This is a genomic window from Yoonia maritima, assembly GCF_043641945.1.
Lineage (GTDB): Bacteria > Pseudomonadota > Alphaproteobacteria > Rhodobacterales > Rhodobacteraceae > Yoonia > Yoonia maritima_B.
Map to the genome: position 1 here is coordinate 38,845 of NZ_JBHZRX010000010.1, position 21,370 is coordinate 60,214.

General features: G+C 53.8%; 22 protein-coding genes. 11 read left to right on the forward strand and 11 right to left on the reverse strand.

From position 1 onward, the window contains the following. Positions 1–37 precede the first annotated feature (37 nt). The 6 genes from bamA to lpxB all read left to right on the forward strand — a co-directional run bounded on the left by bamA (position 38) and on the right by lpxB (position 6,190). Positions 38–2,344, forward strand: a complete 2,307-nt coding sequence (gene bamA / locus ACHUEV_RS17175) for an outer membrane protein assembly factor BamA (RefSeq protein WP_394182062.1) — start codon at positions 38–40, stop codon at positions 2,342–2,344. After that, on the forward strand, positions 2,344–2,865 hold the full coding sequence (locus ACHUEV_RS17180) for an OmpH/Skp family outer membrane protein (RefSeq protein ID WP_394182064.1): 522 nt from the start codon (positions 2,344–2,346) through the stop codon (positions 2,863–2,865). Before bamA ends, ACHUEV_RS17180 begins: the two co-directional genes overlap by 1 nt. 67 nt (positions 2,866–2,932) lie before the next feature. Next, positions 2,933–3,397, forward strand: a complete 465-nt coding sequence (gene fabZ, locus ACHUEV_RS17185) for a 3-hydroxyacyl-ACP dehydratase FabZ (RefSeq protein WP_394182066.1) — start codon at positions 2,933–2,935, stop codon at positions 3,395–3,397. Then, complete coding sequence (lpxA, locus tag ACHUEV_RS17190) at positions 3,394–4,176, forward strand: acyl-ACP--UDP-N-acetylglucosamine O-acyltransferase (protein WP_394182068.1); 783 nt, start codon at positions 3,394–3,396, stop codon at positions 4,174–4,176. The genes fabZ and lpxA overlap by 4 nt, the downstream gene beginning before the upstream one ends. After that, positions 4,176–5,078, forward strand: a complete 903-nt coding sequence (locus ACHUEV_RS17195; RefSeq protein ID WP_394182070.1) for an LpxI family protein — start codon at positions 4,176–4,178, stop codon at positions 5,076–5,078. Before lpxA ends, ACHUEV_RS17195 begins: the two co-directional genes overlap by 1 nt. Beyond that, positions 5,075–6,190: a lipid-A-disaccharide synthase gene (gene lpxB, locus ACHUEV_RS17200; RefSeq protein WP_394182072.1), complete on the forward strand. Its 1,116-nt coding sequence runs from the start codon at positions 5,075–5,077 to the stop codon at positions 6,188–6,190. Before ACHUEV_RS17195 ends, lpxB begins: the two co-directional genes overlap by 4 nt. Here the strand turns inward: lpxB and ACHUEV_RS17205 are convergent. From ACHUEV_RS17205 to guaA, 5 genes are all read right to left on the reverse strand, one after another. Next, complete coding sequence (locus ACHUEV_RS17205) at positions 6,187–7,083, reverse strand: DMT family transporter (RefSeq protein WP_394182074.1); 897 nt, start codon at positions 7,081–7,083, stop codon at positions 6,187–6,189. The genes lpxB and ACHUEV_RS17205 overlap by 4 nt on opposite strands. A 99-nt stretch (positions 7,084–7,182) precedes the next feature. Beyond that, positions 7,183–8,229 carry an outer membrane protein transport protein gene (locus ACHUEV_RS17210; protein ID WP_394182076.1) on the reverse strand — a complete coding sequence of 349 codons (1,047 nt, stop codon included), beginning with the start codon at positions 8,227–8,229 and terminating at the stop codon, positions 7,183–7,185. Positions 8,230–8,373: 144 nt separating this feature from the next. Beyond that, positions 8,374–9,249: a DMT family transporter gene (locus ACHUEV_RS17215; protein ID WP_394182078.1), complete on the reverse strand. Its 876-nt coding sequence runs from the start codon at positions 9,247–9,249 to the stop codon at positions 8,374–8,376. 39 nt (positions 9,250–9,288) lie between these two features. Further along, positions 9,289–9,585 (reverse strand): putative quinol monooxygenase, encoded by a 297-nt coding sequence (locus ACHUEV_RS17220; protein WP_394182080.1) that lies wholly within the window; start codon positions 9,583–9,585, stop codon positions 9,289–9,291. Then, positions 9,576–11,135 (reverse strand): glutamine-hydrolyzing GMP synthase, encoded by a 1,560-nt coding sequence (guaA, locus tag ACHUEV_RS17225; protein ID WP_394182082.1) that lies wholly within the window; start codon positions 11,133–11,135, stop codon positions 9,576–9,578. The genes ACHUEV_RS17220 and guaA overlap by 10 nt, the downstream gene beginning before the upstream one ends. A gap of 195 nt (positions 11,136–11,330) precedes the next feature. Here guaA and ACHUEV_RS17230 point away from each other — a divergent pair, with 195 nt between their 5' ends. Continuing rightward, on the forward strand, positions 11,331–12,881 hold the full coding sequence (locus ACHUEV_RS17230; protein WP_394182084.1) for a trimethylamine methyltransferase family protein: 1,551 nt from the start codon (positions 11,331–11,333) through the stop codon (positions 12,879–12,881). On the opposite strand, the gene ACHUEV_RS17235 is transcribed toward ACHUEV_RS17230, so the two are convergent. Then, positions 12,878–13,186 carry a DUF6477 family protein gene (locus tag ACHUEV_RS17235; protein WP_394182086.1) on the reverse strand — a complete coding sequence of 103 codons (309 nt, stop codon included), beginning with the start codon at positions 13,184–13,186 and terminating at the stop codon, positions 12,878–12,880. The genes ACHUEV_RS17230 and ACHUEV_RS17235 overlap by 4 nt on opposite strands. Before the next feature lie 247 nt (positions 13,187–13,433). Here ACHUEV_RS17235 and ACHUEV_RS17240 point away from each other — a divergent pair, with 247 nt between their 5' ends. After that, positions 13,434–14,528 carry a DUF6456 domain-containing protein gene (locus tag ACHUEV_RS17240; protein ID WP_394182088.1) on the forward strand — a complete coding sequence of 365 codons (1,095 nt, stop codon included), beginning with the start codon at positions 13,434–13,436 and terminating at the stop codon, positions 14,526–14,528. 108 nt (positions 14,529–14,636) lie between these two features. Beyond that, the gene (gene lipA / locus ACHUEV_RS17245; RefSeq protein ID WP_394182090.1) at positions 14,637–15,596 is read left to right on the forward strand and encodes a lipoyl synthase; all 960 of its coding nucleotides are present in this window, start codon (positions 14,637–14,639) and stop codon (positions 15,594–15,596) included. A 181-nt stretch (positions 15,597–15,777) separates the two neighbouring features. Here the strand turns inward: lipA and hpt are convergent, their stop codons facing one another. Next, positions 15,778–16,323, reverse strand: a complete 546-nt coding sequence (hpt, locus tag ACHUEV_RS17250) for a hypoxanthine phosphoribosyltransferase (RefSeq protein ID WP_394182092.1) — start codon at positions 16,321–16,323, stop codon at positions 15,778–15,780. A gap of 84 nt (positions 16,324–16,407) precedes the next feature. Between hpt and ACHUEV_RS17255 the strand changes: the two genes are divergently transcribed. Further along, positions 16,408–16,851 carry a type II toxin-antitoxin system RatA family toxin gene (locus tag ACHUEV_RS17255; protein ID WP_394182094.1) on the forward strand — a complete coding sequence of 148 codons (444 nt, stop codon included), beginning with the start codon at positions 16,408–16,410 and terminating at the stop codon, positions 16,849–16,851. Positions 16,852–16,929: 78 nt separating this feature from the next. Continuing rightward, entirely contained in the window at positions 16,930–17,763 is an 834-nt protein-coding gene (locus ACHUEV_RS17260; protein ID WP_394182096.1) for a CE1 family esterase, read from the forward strand. Positions 17,764–17,767: 4 nt separating this feature from the next. Here ACHUEV_RS17260 and ACHUEV_RS17265 read toward each other — a convergent pair whose 3' ends face one another. From ACHUEV_RS17265 to ACHUEV_RS17280, 4 genes are all read right to left on the reverse strand, one after another. Then, complete coding sequence (locus tag ACHUEV_RS17265) at positions 17,768–18,949, reverse strand: ammonium transporter (protein WP_394182098.1); 1,182 nt, start codon at positions 18,947–18,949, stop codon at positions 17,768–17,770. A 148-nt stretch (positions 18,950–19,097) separates the two neighbouring features. Next, positions 19,098–19,574, reverse strand: a complete 477-nt coding sequence (locus ACHUEV_RS17270; protein ID WP_394182100.1) for a CinA family protein — start codon at positions 19,572–19,574, stop codon at positions 19,098–19,100. Further along, complete coding sequence (locus ACHUEV_RS17275; RefSeq protein WP_394182102.1) at positions 19,571–20,059, reverse strand: phosphatidylglycerophosphatase A family protein; 489 nt, start codon at positions 20,057–20,059, stop codon at positions 19,571–19,573. The genes ACHUEV_RS17270 and ACHUEV_RS17275 overlap by 4 nt, the downstream gene beginning before the upstream one ends. Further along, positions 20,056–21,186, reverse strand: coding sequence for a bifunctional 2-C-methyl-D-erythritol 4-phosphate cytidylyltransferase/2-C-methyl-D-erythritol 2,4-cyclodiphosphate synthase (locus tag ACHUEV_RS17280; RefSeq protein WP_394182104.1), 1,131 nt, complete (start codon positions 21,184–21,186; stop codon positions 20,056–20,058). The genes ACHUEV_RS17275 and ACHUEV_RS17280 overlap by 4 nt, the downstream gene beginning before the upstream one ends. Positions 21,187–21,370 lie beyond the last annotated feature (184 nt).

The following is a 21,370-nucleotide window of genomic DNA, read 5'->3' on the forward strand; positions in this document are numbered from 1 at the left end:
TTCCTTAGGAAGCAGGGTAAAAAAACAGGCGGGCAAAATGTATAAATTTGTGGGGCGCCTTGCGGCGCAGGGCAAAGCGGCAGTTCGCCGCATTGGTGTGGTTGCTATATTCACAGCATTTACGGCAGGCGCCGTATCCGCACAAAGTTTCATTTTTAATAGCGTTTCAATTGACGGCAACCTAAGGGTCGCCGACGGCACAATCCTAACCTACGCAGGTATTTCGCAAGGTGAGGCGCTTAGCACAGGTGATCTGAACGATGCGGCGCAAAAAATCCGAGCTTCTGGATTATTCGAAAGCGTAGACGTAATTCCGAGCGGGAATACCTTGATTATTCGCGTGGTCGAATATCCAACCATCAATCGCATCAACATCGAAGGTAACGCGCGTCTTCGCGATAGCGAACTGATTCAGGTTGTGCAGTCACAGCCACGCCGGGTGTATAACCCGACGCAGGCCGAGGCAGACACCGCGGCAATCACGCAGGCCTACGCGCAACAAGGGCGCATCAATGCGACCGTTACGCCAAGCATCATTCCATTGTCAGATAACCGCGTCGATTTGGTATTTGTCGTAACAGAATCCGCTGTGACCGAGATCGAGCGGATTTCGTTCCTTGGCAATCGGACATATTCGGAATCACGTTTGCGTCGGGTGCTCGACACAAAGCAAGCGGGCGCACTGCGCGCACTGATCCGTCGCGATACATATTCACCGGAACGCCTGGCGGCCGACCGCGAACTGCTGACTGACTTTTACCATTCACGTGGCTATCCAGATTTCGTCGTTCAAAATGTCGATGTTGCACTGACCCGTGAACGCGACGCGTATTTGGTCACTTATAACCTACGTGAAGGTCAGAAATTCGAATTCGGTTCGGTAACGGTTTCCAGCGAAATCGAAGGACTTAATCCCGCGCCATATCAAAATGCGATCCGGGTTCGTCGCGGCGCAACTTATTCACCTGTTCCAATTGAAACAGATATCACGCGTATCGAACGTTTGGCTGTGAACCGCGGTGTAAACTTTGTGCAGGTAGACACACGCATCACTCGTAACCCCCGCGATTTGACCTTGGATTTGGCCTATGTGCTTGTCCGCGGTCCGCGCATTTTTGTTGAGCGTATCGACATCGAGGGCAACGGCACAACACTTGACCGCGTAATCCGTAACCGTGTTGAAGTAGTCGAGGGTGACCCATTCAACCCACGTGCAATTCGTGACAGTGCAAGCCGCATTCGTTCGCTTGGGTTCTTCCAAGACGTGTCTGTGAACGCACGTCCTGGCACTACGGAAAATCAGGTGATCGTGGATGTGGATGTTGTCGAAGGTCCGACAGGTAGCCTTAGCTTTGGTGCAAACTATAACTCTGACACTGGGGTCGGTTTGATTGCGTCATATAAGCAGTCAAACTTTCAAGGACGCGGTCAGCGTTTGAACTTTGATCTGTCGACAGCGGAAACCAACCGTCGCTTGGCGTTTGGTTTTACAGAGCCGCAGCTTTTGGGCCGTGATCTACGTTTGGGTATCGATCTGTCATATGCGACAACCGATAATGAAAACGCGCTTTATGATACCGAAATCTTGCGTTTCAGCCCATCACTGAGCTTCCCTGTAAGTGAGAACGGTCGTCTGACCGCGCTATACGCGTTTGAATACCACGACCTTACTGATGTCGCGGCGTCGGCAAGCCAGATTATTCACAACGAAGCTGACGAGGGTGCGGTAACCACAAACGCACTTGGTTATAGCTATAGTTATGACACGCGTCGTACAGGTCTAAACCCGAATGCAGGCGTTCTTCTCCGCTTTGGTCAGGAATTTGGATTTGGTGATACCCAATTCATCAAGTCGACTGCGCTTCTCGGTGCAGAAACTAAGATCCTGAACGAAGAGGTGACGCTACGCGCGACACTTGAGGGTGGTCACCTTGAGTATCAAGATGGTAGCAGCCGTGTGACTGATCGCTTCTTCATGGGTAGCCGCGTGATGCGTGGTTTTGAGGCTGGCGGAATTGGTCCACGTGATGACGCCACTGATGACGCGCTTGGCGGGAACGCCTATGCTGTGCTGCGTTTGGAAACTGAGTTCCCACTGGGGCTACCAAGCGAGTATGGGTTGTCCGGTGGCGCGTTCGTTGATTACGGTTCCGTTTGGAACGTTGGTGAAACCTACGGCGAAGCGGTCATCTACAATGACTTCACCCCGCGTGCCGTCGCAGGTGTGTCACTGTTCTGGACAACGCCAATCGGACCACTGCGGTTCAACTTTACCGAAGCACTCGATGCACAAGATCGCGACCAAACCAAAGCGTTTGACGTGACCATCTCGACGAGCTTCTGATGAAACTGTGGCGCGCCATTGTTGTTTGGTGGATGTTGGCTTTGCCCGTCGTCGCCCAAGATGCCGCGCCACAGATTTTGATCATCGATAGTGATCGCATTTACTTTGAGACGCTTTATGGGCGTCGGATCGCTGCAGACTTGGCTGCCGCTGCCCAAGAAGTGCAGGCCGAAAACGAACAGATCGTTGCGACCCTTACGGAAGAAGAGCGCAGCCTAACACAACGTCGCCCCGATATGGCGCCTGAGGACTTTCGCGCCGAAGCCGATGCATTTGACGATAAGGTCCAAGAAGTGCGCCGCGTGCGGGATGCCAAGAACATTGAGCTTCAGACCAAGAATGCTGAACAGCGCACTGTGTTCGAAGACCGCGTGCAGGGCATTATTGCCAATGTGATGATTGAACGGGGGGCAGTGATCGTTATGGAACAGCGCAACGTTGTCATGTCTGTACGCGCCGCGAATATCACGGATGACGTAATTGTCCGTGTCGATGCTGAATTGGGTGATGGCACGCGCTAGCGCGTGCTTGCCCGCGCGGCAATCCCTTGGTACTCAGATCAGCAGCAATAACAAGGAATACCATCCGATGTCTGATCCTGTCACCGAAGCCGACATTATTCTGATCCAAAAAATTCTACCACATCGGTATCCGTTTTTGTTGGTGGACAAAGTGCACAGCATCAATGGCACCACGTCGGCCGTTGGCATCAAAAATGTCACGATGAATGAACCTCATTTTCAGGGGCATTTTCCGGGCAACCCAATCATGCCCGGCGTCACAATCGTAGAAGCCATGGCGCAAACAACAGCCGTTATGGTTGGCACAACACTTGGTCTGACCGAAGGCAATCTACTCGTGTATTTCATGGCGATTGATGCCTGCAAATTCCGCCGCAAAGTTGTGCCCGGTGACGTGCTTGAAATGCATGTGGAAACAACACGTGGCAAACCCGGCGGCAAGGTTTGGAAATTCAAAGGCGTTGCAACCGTCGACGGTGAAATGGCTGCAGAAGCAGAATTTACCGCGATGATGGACCTGCCAAAAGAATGAGCGATATTCACCCTTCTTCCGTCATTGCTGACGGTGCTGTGATTGGGGCAGGCTGCACCATCGGTCCCTTTTGTGTGATCGGCCCTAAGGTCGTGTTGGGCGACGGGGTGACGCTCAAAAGTCATGTGGTCATCGATGGCGATACGCATGTTGGTGACGATACTGTCATCTTTTCGTTCGCCGTCATTGGTGAAATCCCTCAAGATTTAAAGTTCGACGGTGAACCGACGCGCCTGCGCATCGGTGCGCGCAACCGCATTCGCGAACATGTGACGATGAACACGGGCACGGCCCAAGGTGGCGGCGAGACTCGTGTTGGTGACGATGGCTTGTTCATGGCGGGTTGCCATATCGCACATGATGCAAGGATCGGTGACCGCGTGATTGTCGTGAACTCTTCAGCCGTTGCTGGCCACTGCGTGATCGAGGATGACGTGATCATCGGTGGGCTATGTGGCGTGCACCAATGGGTGCGGATTGGCAAAGGTGCCATTATTGGCGCGGTTACGATGGTCACGAACGATGTAGTGCCACACGGCTTGGTCCAAGGGCCGCGTGGTGTCTTGGATGGTTTGAACCTAGTTGGTTTGAAACGCAAAGGGGTGGCACGGTCTGATATCACTGCACTTCGCGCTGCATTCCAGATGCTGAAAGACGGTGAAGGTACGTTTCAAGACCGCGCAAAACGGCTGTCGGATGAAAGCGATAGCGAATACGTTCAACAGATGGTGGCCTTTATCCTTGGCGATACAGACCGCAACTTTTTGACGCCCGGCTGATGCTTGCATTGATCGCAGGGACGGGTGATCTGCCTGCCGCGCTTGTGGCACGACTGCCAGAGCGGCCGTTGATTTGCGCCATGCGAGGTTTTGAACCCAGCATGTCCCCCGATGTTACTTTTCGGATGGAGCATCTGGGCAGCTTTTTGGCGGACCTCAAAAACCGGGGTGTGACGCAGATTTGTATGGCCGGTGCAGTGCGCCGCCCGCAGATTGATCCGGCTCAGATTGACGCCGCCACCATGCCTCTGGTGCCAAAGGTCCAAGCTGCCCTGACACAAGGTGACGATGGGGCGCTGCGCATCATCATCGCGATCCTTGAAGAGCACGGTTTCAAGGTCATGGCGGCACATGACGTCGCGCACGATTTGTTACCGCGCGCAGGTGTGCTAACCAAAAAGGGACCAGCTGCAGGGCACACGGTTGATGCCTTCACGGGCGAAGCATGCGTCGTTGAGATGGGTCTTTCGGATACAGGTCAGGCGTGCGTCGTCCGAGATGGTGCGATCATCTTACGCGAAGATGCAAATGGTACGGATGCCATGTTGGAAAAACTATGCGCGCCAAACGATCGCAAAAGCATGCCCGGTGATCCGTTACAGTGGGGCATAGAAGCAACCGCCGCAGCAGCCAAGGAAGTTCGACGTTGGCTTGCAGGTCACCCAGAGCGCGCTGAAAACGCTGAAGGAGGCATTTTGTTCAAGGCGCCAAAGCCCGAACAAGATTGGCGTGCTGATCTGCCACTTATTGGCCCACGGACCGCAATGCTAGCTGCCGAAGCCGGCCTAGATGGTATTGTCGTTGAGGCGGGCGGCGTCATGGTGCTCGATTTATCTGCCGTGCGGCGCATCCTTGATGCGCAGGACATGTTTTTATGGGTGCGCCCCAGAGGTGGGGCATGAAGGTCTTTGTTATTGCGGGTGAACCTTCAGGGGATAAGCTGGGCGGCGCGTTGATGGCCGGGCTCAAGCAGCTTTGCCCGGTAGTGACCTTTGACGGGGTTGGCGGACCATTGATGCAAGCGGAGGGCCTAGTTAGCCGCTTCCCAATGGATGAACTCAGCGTCATGGGGTTGGCCGAGATATTGCCGAAATACCGTGCGCTGAAAGCTCGGATTCGCGAAATGGCGGATGCAATTATTGCGACGCAGCCGGACGTTCTTATCACAATCGACAGTCCTGATTTTTGCCTCCGCGTTGCCAAACTGGTGAAGGCAGAGAGCGACATTCGCACCGTGCACTATGTGGCCCCAACGGTGTGGGCATGGCGAGCCGGTCGCGCCGCCAAGATGGCTCATCATATTGATCACGTGCTGGCGCTTTTTCCGTTCGAACCACCTTATATGCATGCCGCAGGAATGGACTGCGACTTTGTTGGACATCCAGTGGTGGCAGAGCCAATCGCGACAGAGAAACAGGCAAATGTATTGGGGCAGGGCACGGTGGTGCTCGTGCTTCCCGGTAGCCGCAAGGGAGAGGTCGGGCGTCTAGCTGACCGCTTTGGTCAAGCCGTCAAGCAGATCGCAGCCAGAACCCCCGATGCGATGTTCGTCATTCCGACGACAGAAGGCGTGCATGCGCTCGTCCAAGAGAAGGTCGCCGACTGGGATGTGCCGGTGACGGTGTTGGCACCAAACAGCCCCGACAAAGCTGCGTGGTTCAAACGGGCAGACGTCGCGTTAGCGGCCTCTGGGACCGTTTCGCTGGAGCTGGCTGCAAACGGTACGCCGATGGTGATTGCCTATGACATGGCGTGGCTGAGCCGGATTATCATCAGCCGGATGCTATTGGTTGATACTGTCACGTTAGTGAATTTGGTGTCAGACACGCGTGTGATCCCGGAATTTATTGGCAAGAACTGCATCCCTTCGGACATTGTGGATGCGGTCATAGGTGTATTGGCGGACCCAAGTGCCCAGAACGATGCGATGGATTTGACGATGGATCTGCTTGGTCGTGGGGGCGAAGCACCGGGCCTACGTGCAGCGCGCGCCGTATTGGCACGGTTGCCTTAGTGCTGGAACAGTAATCGACCGTCGATTATGACCAGTCCGAGCGCGAGCAGGGCAAAACCAGCGTAGGCACGCACGGGCAGGGATTCGCCCAATATGATCGCACCAAGAATGATCGCGACTGGTGCGATGAGCAGGGTGCATAGCATAAGATTTCCACTGCCCGCCATCGCAAGGATCCGGTAATATAGCAAATAGGCCAGCGCGGTTGCGATCACCGCATAGTACCCAATGGCAAGCCAAGTCTGCGCCGTTAGGTCGAAGCTGATCGGCCCTTCAATATACCAAGCAACTGGAATGATTGTGAGGCTCGAACCCGTTAACATACCTGCCGCTGCGACTTGGGGGGTAAGGCCAGCCAGCGTCTTGCGCGCCCATACGCCTGCAAACGCGTAACTGATCGTGCCGCCAATAACTGCGACTTGCGCTAAGGAACGAATATTGAACTCGCTTAGTGAGGAAAGCCCGATTGCGGTCGCAACACCAGAAAACCCCAAGAGAACGCCGATTAATTTGCGCGTTGTGAGTTCCTCGTCAGCAAAGAATATAGCTGCAACGAGGACACCGAAAACGGCGGTTGCAGCATTCAAAATTGCAGTAAGACCGGTCGAAATATGTAGCTGCCCCCAAGCCATGAGAGAGAATGGGATGACATTGTTAAGCAACCCCATCACAAAAAACGCGCCCCAAATTGCGGGTGAACGTGGTATCGGCAAGCGGCGCAAAACGACATAGCCCCACAAAATGAGCGTTGCCCAACCGGTTCTATGTGCCACTGCGGTCAGGAAACCAATTTCATCAAGTGCGATACGGACCGCCAAAAATACGCCGCCCCAAATTACGCTGAGCAAGACGAGTTCGGACCAAGCACGGGAAGAAAGCGTTTTTTGATTCATAAAAAGACTTGATCGCTATTCTACGCGCCAAGCAACCCGAATTATGCGCAACAAAAAACCCCGCCGGTTGGGCGGGGCTTCTGGACTTATTTCTGCACTTTAAAACGTGTAGACTACACTAGCTCCTACAGCGATGGCGCTGTTGTCCTCGAATGCGAAGTACTGTGTTTGTGCGTCGCCAATATCAACGTACCGTATGCCGCCGCGAACCTTAGTTTGGTCGTTAACTTTGTACTCACCACCCACAGAATAGCTGATGTAACCGTCAGTCGGTCCAAGGTTAGGTGCAATCCCGCCCTGTGATTCTTCGTAAGAAACTGAGAACTGGCCGGAGAACACGTCGCTAAAGCGACGACCCAAACCGAGAGTGTAGGTTGTTACGTCTTCTGAATAATCTACAAGAGAACCGCCCGCGTACCGGGCTGGAGTGATGTCAAACTCCGACCACTCGACCCACCGGATCGAACCGAACAGCAAAGTGTCAGCGGCAATACCGCTTTGGAAGTCGAGATTCACTGACTGCGGTGTTGTGACATCAAAATCGGTCACTGGACCGCCTGGAATTGGTGATGCTTCTTCACCTGCGAGTGTGTGATCAATTGCCGAGTTGTACGTCAACGCCACGCGAAGTGCGATTTCGGGGCGTTCGTATGCAGCACCAACCAAGTATCCAGCACCATAGGAGGTTTCTGTATCAAGGGTATAACCTGCAGCAGGCACGCTCGCCTCACCTCGTAGTGATTGGAGGCGTAAACCACCATAAACACTTACATTTTCTGAGGTCATATAACGTAGAATTCCGGTAGCTGCACTAGAAGTTACGCTTGCCTCGGTTCCTGCTAACGGCCCAGTGCCATATGCGATGTCGGCGCCAAATGGCTGGTCAACAATAATCGATAGTTCCAAGCCATTCCCAACCGGCTTCTTGTAGCCAAAGCTAAGGCTTGTATAGTTCTGCCCTGTATCTCCAGCGGCAGCTTCCGGGTTGGAACTGATCTCGGGGCTTACGAGCGCGAATGAACCAAAGGCAGCTTCGCCTTCTTCAAAGATAAACCCTATGCCTTGACCCGAGCGATCAAGTCCCCCCGCGCTAGCGATGCTTGTTGTAAGCAGCAGAGCTGCACCTGCTGTAAATACGTTTTTCATGTCCTCATCCCTGTCATGAATCTCCTCGTGGATTGACCCTAAGGAGTGGGTTAGCTTTGCGTCAATTCTTGACGCTGCGTCATCCGCGCGTCCTAAACGTGGCGTCATAAAATTGCAATAAACTGAACAGTTTAGTTGCTGTTTTTATCGCGTCGCAGGTTTTGCCGGTGGGGTACTGTAGCTGATATTTAGATAATTTGCAGTAAAGATCAGAGCAGCGCCGACAAATACCATCAGTTGGATCGGTTCATCAAATACCAACATGCCAACCACTGCGATTGTGGGGAGCCGCACAAAATCTATGGGCATGACGATACTTGCGGGCGCGAGGCTGAGCGCGCGTGTGAGGCAGAAGTGGGCGAAAAGGCCGGCAAAGCCAATCATTATGATGAGCGGCAAAGTCTGTGCGGATGGAAAGGTGATATCGCCGTCGTAACCCGCGCAGATTAGGCCAAAGGCGGCCTGCATCGTTGTGAGGTAAAACATGATCACTGTGATGGGCTCTGTCATCGTTAGTTTGCGCGTAAAAATTGCCGTAAGCGCAAAGAAAATAGCACAGGCGGCGCCTGCTATTAGGCCGGGACTAATCGTGGCGGCGTCTGGTCGCGTGACGATAAGAACACCGATGAACCCGATAAGCGCGCTTAGTAATCCAATGGGGGTCATACGTTCGCGCAAGATGAGTGGCGACAAAAGGATCACCCAAATGGGTGTCGTGAATTCCAGTGCAAAGACCTGCGCCAGTGGAATGGTGGCGATCGCGAAAAACCAAAGATTCTGTCCGGTAAAATGAAAAATATTTCGAACAAAATGTAGCCCGATACGATCACGTTTGATCTGTCTGATCGTTCCTAGATACGATGCAATAGCGACCACAATAACGATACCCGTTATGCTGCGAAACAGCATGATTTCAAAGGTATCCAGTTCGAAGCTAACCGCACGTCCTGCGATTGCCATGCTGGTAAACGATGCGATTGCGCCAAGCATCCAGAGCCCGGCCTTCAAGATATTATTCATCAGAGCAGTTGCACCTGACGCAAGGGAAATTGCAAGTCGCTACAATGTCTCTTTGTGAAAATCGCGGCTCAGGTTGGCGCTGGCCGGCCCCCAGCGTCTAGCCGCGCCATTCTTTTGATGTGCGGCAAACGCGTCTTCACATGTGAACAGTTCGCTGACGTGGAACAGTTCGGGGGTTTCGGCGTCCTGCGTGACGTCGAAATGAAGGCAGCCCGGCTCTTGGCGGGTCAGCACGATATGCTCTTCTAAAAGCGGAACCAAATCCTCGAGTTGGTCCGCTGGAATCACGATCGTGCCTGTGAGGCGCACATTGCCGGGCTTACCCATTATTCCCATTCGATCGTTCCCGGAGGTTTTGATGTGATGTCATAGGTAACGCGGTTGATACCTTGGACTTCGTTGATAATCCGCGTTGCGGTTTCACCAAGGAATTCGTGGGTAAATGGGTAGTAATCCGCTGTCATGCCGTCCACGGATGTCACCGCACGCAATGCGCAGGCAAAATCATACGTGCGCCCATCGCCCATAACGCCAACGGTGCGTACCGGAAGGATCGCAACAAAGGCCTGCCAGATATCATCGTACAGCCCGTGTTTGCGGATCTGGTCGATATAGACGGCGTCAGCTTTGCGCAGGATTTCCAGCTTTTCACGTGTGATTTCACCGGGGCAGCGGATCGCAAGGCCTGGCCCAGGGAATGGGTGACGCCCGATAAAGCTAGGCGGTAGTCCCAGTTCTGCGCCTAGTGCGCGGACTTCGTCTTTGAACAGTTCGCGCAGCGGTTCGACCAGCTTAAGACCCATCTTTTCGGGCAGGCCACCAACGTTGTGGTGTGACTTGATTGTGACCGACGGACCGCCAGAAAACGACACAGACTCAATCACATCGGGGTAGAGCGTACCTTGGGCAAGGAATTCAGCGCCTTCGATATCATTTGCGTATTTCTGGAACACGTCAATGAACAGCTTGCCGATGATTTTGCGCTTTGTCTCGGGGTCGTCTTGGCCTTCGAGTTCGCCCAAGAAAAGTTCTTGTTCGTCAGCGTGGATCAGCTTCATGTTGTAGTTGTCGCGGAACATTGTCACGACTTCTTCGGCTTCGCCTTGGCGCAGCAATCCGTGGTCCACAAATACACATGTCAGCTGATCGCCGATGGCTTCGTGTAGCAAGACCGCAGCGACAGATGAATCGACACCGCCGGACAAGCCGCAAATGACTTGCTTGTCACCAACCTGTTCTTTGATCGCTTCAATGGCTTGTTCGCGATACGCGCCCATCGTCCAATCACCGGTGAACCCAGCAATCCGGACAAAGTTTTCATACAGCTTTGCACCGTTTGGCGTGTGGTGCACTTCGGGGTGGAATTGTACGGCGTAGAAGTTACGCGAAACATCTGCGGTCACCGCAAATGGTGCGTTTGGCGATGTTCCATAAACATCAAAACCCGGTGCGATTTCAGATACATGGTCGCCGTGGCTCATCCAGACCTGTTCCTTGTCGGTTAGGAACCAGCCATCAAGTAGCGCAAGCTTTTCTTTGGGGGTCACATAGGCACGGCCAAACTCCGCAGTGCCGTGGCCAGACTCAACTTTGCCACCCAACTGGGTCATCATCGTTTGCTGACCGTAACAAATGCCAAGGATTGGCACGCCAAGATCAAATACTGACTGCGGCGCACGCGGCGATCCTTCGCGGGTCACACTATCGGGGCCGCCAGACAGGATCACGGCCTTAGGTGCGAATTCCGCAAGGAATGCATCTGTAACCAACTGATAGGGGTGAATTTCACAGTAGACGTTTAACTCGCGCAGGCGACGCGCAATCAGCTGCGTAACCTGGCTGCCAAAATCAATAATGAGAAGGCGTTCGTGGGTGCTGTTTTCCATGGCGCTTCGGTAAAGCCAGTCACAGATTTGTGCAAGAGGCGCGCGGGAATTCTGCAGCAAAGGATGAGGCTTTGTTCGTTTTTTATGCTTCGTGGCGTTTGATGTCGTTTTCGCGCCTGAAACGGCGCAAAAATAGCAGGTCGTGGAGGGCGCGTTCTATATTTGATGTGCAGGATAGCGTTAAAGGAATGTTTCATGTCAGATGCACCAGTTAGATCAGGACGCCGCGCACGCGGCGGTGGTGGCGCGGCTCGCCGGGCAGAGCGTACAGCCATTAGCATCGAAACCGCTAAGTACATCGAACGAAATATTCCTAATTACGAGGTGCTGAACGAAGAAGCACTTCAGGTCATCGAGGCCAACGCTGAAACCGTGCTTGCCGAGATCGGCGTGAACTTTGTTGATAACCCAGCGGCGCTGGAACGTTGGAAAGCTGCCGGTGCGGAAGTGGACGGCGAACGTGTTCGCATCCCACGTGGTTTGGCACGCAAGCTATGTGAAACGGCCCCATCAACATTTACGCAGCATGCGCGTAACCCCGAACGTAATGTCGTTATCGGTGGTGATAGTCTTGTGCTAGCACCTGTTTATGGTCCGCCGTTTGTGCGCGATGCAGAAGGTGGTCGCCGTTATGCGACGATCGCGGATTTCGAAAAATTCGTGAAACTTGGCTATATGTCGAAATGGTTGCATCATTCGGGTGGGACCGTATGCGAGCCAACAGACATCGCTGTGAACAAGCGTCACCTCGATATGCTTTTGGCGCATATGGTATATAGTGACAAACCGTTCATGGGCGCGGTGACAGAACCTGTTCGCGCACAAGATTCGGTCGAGATGTGCGAAATCTTGTTCGGCAAAGAGTTCGTGCAAGAAAACACCGTCATGACATCGCTGATTAACATCAACTCTCCGTTGACGTTCGATAGCACAATGATGGGCGCGCTTGAGGTATATGCCGCAAATAACCAAGCCTGCATCATCAGCCCGTTCATCGTTGGTGGCGCAATGGCACCTGTTTCGGTGGCGGGTACGCTGACACAAACATTGGCAGAGGTCCTTGCTGGCGTTGCCTATTCACAGTTGGTGCGCGCGGGGGCGCCTGTGATCTTTGGGACGATGGTGACATCGATCGATATGAACTCTGGCGCGCCAACATTTGGCACACCGGAGGCAGAGCACATTACTTATGGGGCAGGGCAACTGGCCCGCCGGATGGGTCTGCCTTATCGTTCAGCTGGGTCATTCTGCGGTTCCAAATTACCCGATGCGCAGGCTGGTTACGAAACTGGCAGCAGCCTGAAGATGGGTTTGCTATCTGGTGTGAACTTTATGTTGCACGCCTGTGGTTGGCTCGAAGGTGGCATGGTTGCTTCATTCGAGAAATTCGTCATGGACGCGGATCAACTGGGTACCTTGCACCACTTTGCACGCGGCGTGGATATGTCGGAAAATGGCCAAGCCATGGATGCGATCGCAGAGGTCGGCCCCGGTGGTCATTATCTGGGCTGTGCACATACGCAAGCGAACTTTAAAACTGCATTCTGGCGGACAGATTTGTTGGACTACAAACCGTTTGAAACATGGGACGAAGAAGGCGCACGCGATACGCAAACGTTGGCCACTGCACGCGTCAAGAAGATGCTTGATACGTACCAGCAGCCCGCGCTCGACCCTGAGATCGAGGCACGGTTGCGGGCCTATGTTGCTGACAAAAAGGCCAGCATGCCTGACGCCTTCGGTTAATCCGAAGGTTCAACAAGCCGCAGGCGGGTCGCACGCATTAACTGTGCTTCGCCTGCGATCGCGATCAGAACATCGACATGTCGGGCGACGCGATATTCGCCCGAATGCTCCAGCCGCTGCGTGTTCATCTCAGCTTCGATGTCAAGCAAACGCATAATTGCTTCGGCATGTCGGGGGAGCCGTTCTTCAGCAATAATGCGGCGTAAATGCACGTCACGGCGATAGTCATCCATTCCAAATCTAGCAGCCCGCGCCAGTAACGTGGGGCGTTTGAGCGTGCGAATGCGTGTTTCCAGATCAAGCATAATCGTTCCCTTGTCGGTGTATTGCTGAGTCGGTGAAACATGCCACAGCCCCGGTGGGTGTTGCGGGATGACGATTTGTTAAGAACGCATTGGTCAGACTTGTTTATCATTTGGCAAGAATAGTTGACGGGCCAATATGGTCGTTAACACTTAGGTAACCAAGCACTCATAGGTTGATTTTTCTATGTGTCACCGTTGTTTAGGACCTGCGATGGCGCATTGAAATCTGCGAAAGAGGACGCGCGACATGACTTTAAATAAGGGGCCAGAACGGTCCGAACGGCTGCCGGTGTGGATACCGAACGCTGCGCGTAATTATTTGGCTCATACGCAAAAAGGTCTATCGATCCGTGCCGTTGCACGGGCAAGCGATTGCCATCCTTCCACGGTTTTACGGCAAGTTCGGCGTTTTGAGGGACGCCGTGACGACCCTTTGATCGACGCGGCGCTGGATGCGCTCTCTCATCAGGTTTCATCAGTTGATATTGCGAATAAACGGGGAAAGACTGCAATGATCGCGCAACTCAAGTGCAAAGAAACACATGCGGGGCCAGAGCTTACTCAGCGCCGCATCGACCAAGAAGCAAAACGTATTTTGCGCAGGCTTTGCGAGCCAGGCGCGATATTGGCTGTGGCCCGCGACATGGAATCAGCGGTTGTTGTCCGCGAGGCTGGTAACGATGATCAGCTACGGACAGCATGTGTAGATCGTGAAATCGCACAAGCGATGGCGCTTAAGGATTGGATTAGCTGCCCAGATCCCGAAAGCCGCGTCGCACGATATTTTATCACAAATACTGGTCGTGCCGCGCTGCGCCGTCTGACCGCCGAAGATGAAAACCGTGCCCATGGTCTAGGTCACAATCGCGGTGATCCCGACGCCGAAGCAGCTTGGGATCTGGATGCAATCGATGGTGGGTCGCGTAGAACCCGCAGATATCATGGGACCGAAAGCCCGCTGGTTGGGCTTGCACGGCGCAAGGATCGCGATGGAAGTCCATTCTTGGATCGTGCGTTGGTTGCTGTCGGTGAACGGCTACGCGAAGATTTTGAATTGGCTCAGTTGGGTGGTGATCACATCAAAAGCTGGGAAGATATCATGGATGATGATGAGCCGGCCGATGATGCCCGCAAGCGCGTGAAAACAGCACTGGCAGACTTAGGGCCCGGATTAGGTGACATTGTATTGCGCTGTTGTTGCTTTCTTGAGGGTCTGGAACAGACAGAAAAATCTATGGGTTGGTCTGCGCGTTCTGGCAAAATCGTCCTGCGGATCGCGCTAGAGCGGTTGCAGCGCCACTACGAAACCACCAACGGAAAGTATGCGCCGATGATCGGTTAGCGCATCAGCCCATGCAATTAACGCAGTGCTGGCATGTCGTGTATCATCAGCGTTGGACAATTCCCCGTACCGACGCTAGGTAATCAGCAAGAGCCATCGGAGACCGACATGCCAACACGCGATCTGAAAATTCCGGCGCAGCGTCACCCGGAAAAGCAGCGCCGCCCAGATGCGGCGCAGCCCAAAAAGCCAGATTGGATTCGTGTTAAGGCACCCACGTCCGAAGGGTACAAACAAACCCGCGATATCATGCGTGAACACAAGCTGGTTACGGTTTGCGAAGAGGCAGGCTGTCCGAACGTGGGCGAATGCTGGTCGCAGGGCCACGCTACCATGATGATTATGGGTGAGGTTTGTACACGCGCTTGTACATTCTGCAACATCGCGACCGGTAAGCCGCCCGAAGCATTGGATGTGTTTGAACCGGGCCGCGTTGCAGATGCTGTCAAAAAGCTGGGCTTGAACCACGTCGTTATTACGTCGGTTGACCGTGATGATGTCGAAGACGGTGGGGCAGAGCATTTTGCCCAGACCATTCGCGCAGTTCGTCGTCAATCACCTAACACGACGATCGAAATTCTGACGCCCGATTTTATTCGATGCAAACCAGAAGTGCTTGAGGTCGTAGTGAAGGCACGCCCTGACGTATTTAACCACAATCTGGAAACCGTTCCGGGCCTTTATCCAGAAGTACGCCCGGGTGCGCGTTACTTCCATTCACTGCGCCTGTTACAGCGCGTGAAAGAGCTCGACCCAACGATGTTCACTAAATCCGGCATCATGGTTGGACTGGGCGAAGACCGCCAATCTGTGATTCAGGTGATGGAAGACATGCGGGCCGCTGACATCGATTTTGTCACAATCGGTCAGTACTTGCAGCCAACACCAAAGCACCACAAAGTGGATCGCTTTGTAACGCCGGAAGAATTTGCTGCATATGAAAAGGCCGCATTTGGTAAGGGTTTCTTGATGGTTTCGGCCACGCCGCTGACACGGTCATCCTATCATGCAGGTGATGATTTCGCGCGTCTGCGCGATGCGCGGATGAAAAAGCTGGGTATGGCCTAATTCATAGGTTTGGGGCGAACCCGAAGTGTTTCGTTAGGCGTTAACCACTCGGGCCACCCGATAAAGCGTTCTATTCCGTACAGTAGGGCGCAAAACAGAATGATCCCGACTACCATTTTGAACATGGCTTCAGACGGCGGACGCGCTGCGATCCTTTTGGCGCGCAAAAGCCAGCGGATATTCATGGTTCGTCGATGAACCGCACCTTGCCGATGTAGGGCAGGTTGCGGTTGCGCTGTGCAAAGTCGATTCCGTAGCCGACAACAAACTCGTCCGGAATCTCAAAGCCAATCAGGTCAGCCTTAAAATCAACCTCGCGGCGGGCGGGTTTGTCCAACAGGGCAATTGTGCGCAGGCGGGCAGGGTGACGGGTTTGCAGGTATTCGGTCACGTGTTTCAACGTGTGGCCAGTATCAACGATGTCCTCGACGACCAGCACGTCACGTCCTTCGATCTGTCCACGCAGATCCTTAAGAATGCGCACTTCGCGGCTGCTTTCCATGCCGTCGCCATAGGATGACGCCTCTAGGAAATCGACTTCGACTGGTAAATCAAATTCGCGGACCAGATCTGCAATGAAAACGAATGACCCACGCAGCAGCCCAACGACGACCAGCTTGTCGGTGTCTGCGAATTCACGCCCAATTTCACGGGCAAGGTCTTCGATTCGTGCCGCGATGGCCTTAGCGCTGATCATTTCGTCGATTTTATAGGGGCGGTGCGGCATAGGGTACTCAGTATCAGACAAGGGTTGATTTTCTGGCCGCAGTTTACGACATCAGGGCGTGAAGTCACCCGTGAAAGACCTAAAATGCCGACCCACTCTGAAACCAAGACGCTGCCCTACACGGCAAAGCAAATGTTTGATCTTGTCGGTGATGTGGGGAATTACCCTAAATTCCTTCCATGGACTGCGGCAGCACGCGTGCGTAGCGTTGATGATCAGGGCGACAAACAGGTTATGCTGGCCGATCTGGTGATTTCTTTCAAAGTATTCCGCGAAACATTTGGAAGCCGGGTGACGCTTTGGCCCGAGGCGCAAAGGATCGACACCGAATACCTAGATGGCCCATTCCGTCACTTAGAAAGCCAATGGAATTTCAAAGACGTAGATGGCGGTTGTGAAGTGTCTTTCTACGTGGATTTTGAATTCAAGAACCGGCTTTTACAGGGTGCGGCTGGTATGTTCTTTAATGAAGCGATGCAGCGCGTTGTGCGCGCGTTTGAGCGCCGGGCATCTGAGCTTTACGGATAATTTTTTGACTGCTGGCGACGGAAAACGCCCAAATAAACGTACCATCTGACATTGCGCCCAATGAATTGGAGCCGTCAGATGCGTATCATACTTTTTCTTATGCTTTCGTTGATCCCTTTCAGCGGTCAAGCCGAGACCGTCAAATTCTCTGATGGTCGCTATTACCGGATCGACCTTTCCGATGATCCCTCAATGGCACGCGTGATTTTAGGTTTGCACGGCGGAGGCGGAAACCCTGATCAATTTGCCCGTAGTTCCGGACTAAGTAATGCAGCGCTTCGATTGGGCTATACAGTGATTTACCCGGCAGGTACCGGGCGCATACCAACGTGGAATGTCGGCTATTGTTGTGGCCAAGCCCAGCGCAATCAGGTTGACGACATCGCATTCATAGATCGTGTTATTGCCGACGCAGGGGTGCGGTTTGATCTGGATGTCAGACGTGTTTACCTGACGGGAATGTCAAACGGCAGCATGATGTCGGAACGCTACGCCGCTTATCGGCCCTTGCAAGTTGCAGCCGTCGTTGGTGTCGCGGGTACGATGGATATTGCATCTGATAGGCTCCGTGGCCCAGTCCCGTTGCTGACGATCCACGGCACGGCGGACCAGAACGTACCATACAATGGTGGTAGTGGCCCTCGTACGCGAGGGACCTCAATTTTTAGTGCCGTTGAAGACGTCGTTCACGCATTCGTAGCAGCTTCTGCTCGGTCGCTGCAGCGGCGGGCCGTTCGAAGTGGCGTCGTGACGCGCACAGACTATTCCACGCAGCGCGGTGTGCCGTGGGTCAGTTTGATCAAGATCGAAGGAGGTGGCCACGTTTGGCCGGGTGGGCGTCGGACGTTCCGAGAGCCGCGCAGCATTGATGCCACGCAAGAGGCGCTGCGCTTTTTCGCGCAGCACCCCTAATTTCTTAAGAGTCGAAGTGGTAGGCGCGCTCACCATGCACGGTGATATCAAGGCCTTGAACTTCGGTGTCTTGGTCAACGCGTAGCGGTGTAATTGCTTTGCAGACATAGATCAGAACGATCGTGACGACTGTGGTGAAAACACCAACGATAGCAAGTGAACCCAGCTGAGCCGCCCACGAACCCGCGCCAAACAGCGCGATCATAATTGTACCAAAGATCCCACCAACGCCGTGAACAGCGAATACGTCTAGTGTATCGTCGATCTTAAGGCTGTTGCGGATGAGGTTGACCATTTCTTGGCAAAGCACACCAGCGACAGCACCGATGATCAGCGCTTCGATAGGGCCAACGAAACCAGACGCCGGAGTGATAGATGCCAGACCAGCAATCGTACCAGTCACGATGCCAACCAATGATGCGCGACCGAACTTAATTCGCTCCCAAAGCGCCCAAGTCAGTGATGCTGTTGCTGCAGAGATATGTGTGACTGTTAGTGCCATAGCTGCGCCGCCATCAGCAGCAAGCTGTGAACCGCCGTTAAAGCCAAACCAGCCAACCCAAAGCATCGCCGCACCGATCATAACCATGCCGGGGTTATGTGGGGGCTTTGTGCCTTCGCGACGTGCACCAAGGAAGATCGCAAGGATCAGGGCAGCAAGTCCTGCAGTTTCGTGAACAACGATACCACCGGCAAAGTCGCGTACACCAGTTTCACCAAAGATGCCGCCATCAGACAAGAAGCCGCCGCCCCAGATCCAGTGCGTCACAGGTGCATAGCAAAGCAGCATCCAAAGTGCCGAGAAAAGTAGCACAAAGCCAAAGCCGATACGTTCAACATATGCACCAACGATCAGTGCGGGCGTGATGATGGCAAAGGTCATTTGGAAGGCAAAGAACAGCACTTCGGGAATTGAACCGCTAAGCGTGTCGGCATCGATGCCAGAAAGGAACATTTTGTCCAGACCGCCCCAAAAGGCGTTGCCTGAGCCGCCAAACGCGATGGAATAGCCCAGCGCGAGCCAAAGAATGCTCATTAAACATGCGATTGCATAGCAATGCATAAAGACGCTGAGAACATTGCGCGCGCGCACCAGCCCCCCGTAAAACAATGCCAGTCCTGGCAATGTCATGAATAGTACAAGCGCCGTGGCTACGATGATCCACGCTGTATCCGCTCCGTTCATAATGTCCCCTCCGTTTGGGTTTTCCCATTGAGGCGGCGTTAATGCGGATTCGGAACGCTAAGAAAAGTAGCAAAGTTGGAAATCAACTGCCTAAGTTTGCATCGGTTCGTAGACTGCGACCTGAATGATCAAAAAATAAACGGTGTGATTAATTATTGTGCTTAAATGAAACTACTGCGGTTTGCAGCAGTCCGAGCGCGTGATCGCGTGCGCGCAGCCTTACATTTTCGCGCCCAATTGCTCCAAATTCTACAGTTTCAGTTTGGCAATCGCCGGCTGTTGCAATGCCAAAGCAAACGCGGCCTTCGGGTTTGTGTTCTGATCCGCCCGGACCAGCGATGCCCGTGATCGACACCGCAATCTGTGCATCGGAATGCGCAATCGCACCGCGCGCCATTTCGTCTGCGACCTGTTCGGATACAGCACCATAGGCGGCAAGCGTCTTATCACTTACCCCCAACATCTGCATTTTCGCGGCGTTCGTATAGGTGACAAACCCACGGTCAAATATCGCAGAGCTTCCGGCTGTATCCGTGATTGCAGCCGCTACCATGCCGCCCGTACAGCTTTCTGCGGTTGCTATCATCACGCCTTTGGCGCTGGCGGCATCGATCAGCGTTTTCACATCAGTAACCCGTGTGACAGGCCTGCAAGCACGATAACGACGATTGCGGCGAAAAGACCTGCGATCACGTCGTCCAGCATCACGCCAGTCGCGTCATTGCGGCGATCTGCCCAGCCAATTGGACCCCACTTGGTAATGTCAAAAAGGCGAAACAGTAAGAATGCCGCGACCCAGCCGGGCCACAGTGCGGTGATGTTGGCTGACATCATATGCGCGCCGTAGGCGATAGGCAGCAATGCGATCCACTGACCGCAGACTTCGTCGATAACAATTTCGGATGGGTCGTGGTTTTCTTTTCCACGTGTTTCTTCTTTCGTGGCCCAGACGCCGACGAAATAGGAAACTACAGCGCCAGCCAGCAGGCCCCAAGGGCCGAGTACTGTATAGATCAGCCAAGCAGCGGGCAGGGCGGCCAATGACCCCCACGTTCCGGGCGCAGGGCGCATGTGTCCTACATAAAAGAAGGTCGCGATTAAATGAGTCATGGTTTCACCAATGTTGCTGTTGCGAGTGCCGCGATACCTTCACCGCGGCCCGTAAATCCAAGGCGCTCTGACGTGGTTGCTTTGACGCTGATCCGGTCAGCGCCGAGCCCCATGATTTGCGACATGGCTGATTTCATGGCGGGTTGATGTGGTCCGACTTTGGGAAACTCGCAAACAAGCGTGCAGTCGATGTTGCTAATGCGGTAACCCTGTTCGGTGGCGAGCGCGACGGCATGTTCAAGGAAGATATGACTGGCTGCACCTTTCCATTGCGGATCAGTGGGCGGAAAGTGCTGTCCGATGTCGCCCATCCCCAAAGCACCGTAGATGGCGTCGGTCACGGCATGCATTCCAACGTCGGCGTCTGAATGCCCCTGAAGGCTGCGATCAAAGGGAACTTTTACACCGCAAAGCCAAACGTGGTCGCCGGGGCCAAAGCGGTGTACGTCGTAACCATTCCCACATCTGATATCCATCTCGTGCCTCATGAGTTTTTCCGCGCGCGCAAAGTCGCTCGGGGTCGTGATTTTGATGTTATCTTCATCGCCTGCCACGATGGCGACGTCTAGTCCTGCGGCGCGTGCGACTGACACATCATCGGTTGCGGTAATGTCACTTTTTTCATGTGCAGCAAGCAGCGGTCCGAGCGCAAAGCCTTGCGGAGTTTGTGCACGGTGAAGGCCATTTCTGTCTTGTGTTCCAGTGACTTGCGCATCTGCGCCATGCCACAATGTATCAGTCACCGCGACGGCAGGGGCAGCTCCCGGGTGGGTTCCTAAGGCAACGATCACGCGGTCGATAATTTGAGATGTGACCATTGGGCGCGCTGCGTCATGAATAAGGACGTGTGTCGCCTCCGTCACCGCCCGAAGCCCGGCAAGAACAGATTCTTGTCGTGTAGCTCCGCCGGTCACAATCGTGGCTGGGTGTGTGTCACTCCAAACTGCAGTGTCGCGATCATCAGGATGTAGCACGAGTATGATCTGCCCGACATCTGGATGATCTGCGAATGGTTGCATCGCATGGGCGGCAATTGTCTTGCCGTTTAGCAATTGCCACTGCTTTGGTAGCTCACCACCTGCACGGGTTCCGCGCCCGGCTGCTACGATGATTGCGGCTGTTTTCATGTTGCTGCGTCCTTTGGTCTGCACTGGTTTATGCTTCAACCCGCTGGGGCGCAATTCGACAGTTTGCGCGGCTAAACGCACAATAAATAGGCATTTGCCATTTTATTTCGTGATTTGTCTTGGGGTTTCGTTGTGAAAACAGGCATTTCGACTTAGGTCATGCACAACGCACACCCTTTAAGCG

Bases quoted from the DNA above. Each gene is read 5' to 3' on its own strand.
- ACHUEV_RS17235 (WP_394182086.1), bottom strand. From the start codon at position 13,186: ATGCTTGATCTGGAAACACGCATTCGCACGCTCAAACGCCCCACGTTA.
- hpt (WP_394182092.1), bottom strand. From the start codon at position 16,323: ATGCCGCACCGCCCCTATAAAATCGACGAAATGATCAGCGCTAAGGCC.
- guaA (WP_394182082.1), bottom strand. From the start codon at position 11,135: ATGGAAAACAGCACCCACGAACGCCTTCTCATTATTGATTTTGGCAGC.
- ACHUEV_RS17280 (WP_394182104.1), bottom strand. From the start codon at position 21,186: ATGAAAACAGCCGCAATCATCGTAGCAGCCGGGCGCGGAACCCGTGCA.
- ACHUEV_RS17255 (WP_394182094.1), top strand. From the start codon at position 16,408: ATGCCGACCCACTCTGAAACCAAGACGCTGCCCTACACGGCAAAGCAA.
- ACHUEV_RS17215 (WP_394182078.1), bottom strand. From the start codon at position 9,249: ATGAATAATATCTTGAAGGCCGGGCTCTGGATGCTTGGCGCAATCGCA.
- lpxB (WP_394182072.1), top strand. From the start codon at position 5,075: ATGAAGGTCTTTGTTATTGCGGGTGAACCTTCAGGGGATAAGCTGGGC.
- ACHUEV_RS17260 (WP_394182096.1), top strand. From the start codon at position 16,930: ATGCGTATCATACTTTTTCTTATGCTTTCGTTGATCCCTTTCAGCGGT.
- ACHUEV_RS17180 (WP_394182064.1), top strand. From the start codon at position 2,344: ATGAAACTGTGGCGCGCCATTGTTGTTTGGTGGATGTTGGCTTTGCCC.
- ACHUEV_RS17210 (WP_394182076.1), bottom strand. From the start codon at position 8,229: ATGAAAAACGTATTTACAGCAGGTGCAGCTCTGCTGCTTACAACAAGC.
- ACHUEV_RS17265 (WP_394182098.1), bottom strand. From the start codon at position 18,949: ATGAACGGAGCGGATACAGCGTGGATCATCGTAGCCACGGCGCTTGTA.
- ACHUEV_RS17240 (WP_394182088.1), top strand. From the start codon at position 13,434: ATGACTTTAAATAAGGGGCCAGAACGGTCCGAACGGCTGCCGGTGTGG.
- fabZ (WP_394182066.1), top strand. From the start codon at position 2,933: ATGTCTGATCCTGTCACCGAAGCCGACATTATTCTGATCCAAAAAATT.
- ACHUEV_RS17230 (WP_394182084.1), top strand. From the start codon at position 11,331: ATGTCAGATGCACCAGTTAGATCAGGACGCCGCGCACGCGGCGGTGGT.
- ACHUEV_RS17220 (WP_394182080.1), bottom strand. From the start codon at position 9,585: ATGGGAATAATGGGTAAGCCCGGCAATGTGCGCCTCACAGGCACGATC.
- ACHUEV_RS17195 (WP_394182070.1), top strand. From the start codon at position 4,176: ATGCTTGCATTGATCGCAGGGACGGGTGATCTGCCTGCCGCGCTTGTG.
- ACHUEV_RS17275 (WP_394182102.1), bottom strand. From the start codon at position 20,059: ATGACTCATTTAATCGCGACCTTCTTTTATGTAGGACACATGCGCCCT.
- bamA (WP_394182062.1), top strand. From the start codon at position 38: ATGTATAAATTTGTGGGGCGCCTTGCGGCGCAGGGCAAAGCGGCAGTT.
- ACHUEV_RS17205 (WP_394182074.1), bottom strand. From the start codon at position 7,083: ATGAATCAAAAAACGCTTTCTTCCCGTGCTTGGTCCGAACTCGTCTTG.
- lipA (WP_394182090.1), top strand. From the start codon at position 14,637: ATGCCAACACGCGATCTGAAAATTCCGGCGCAGCGTCACCCGGAAAAG.
- lpxA (WP_394182068.1), top strand. From the start codon at position 3,394: ATGAGCGATATTCACCCTTCTTCCGTCATTGCTGACGGTGCTGTGATT.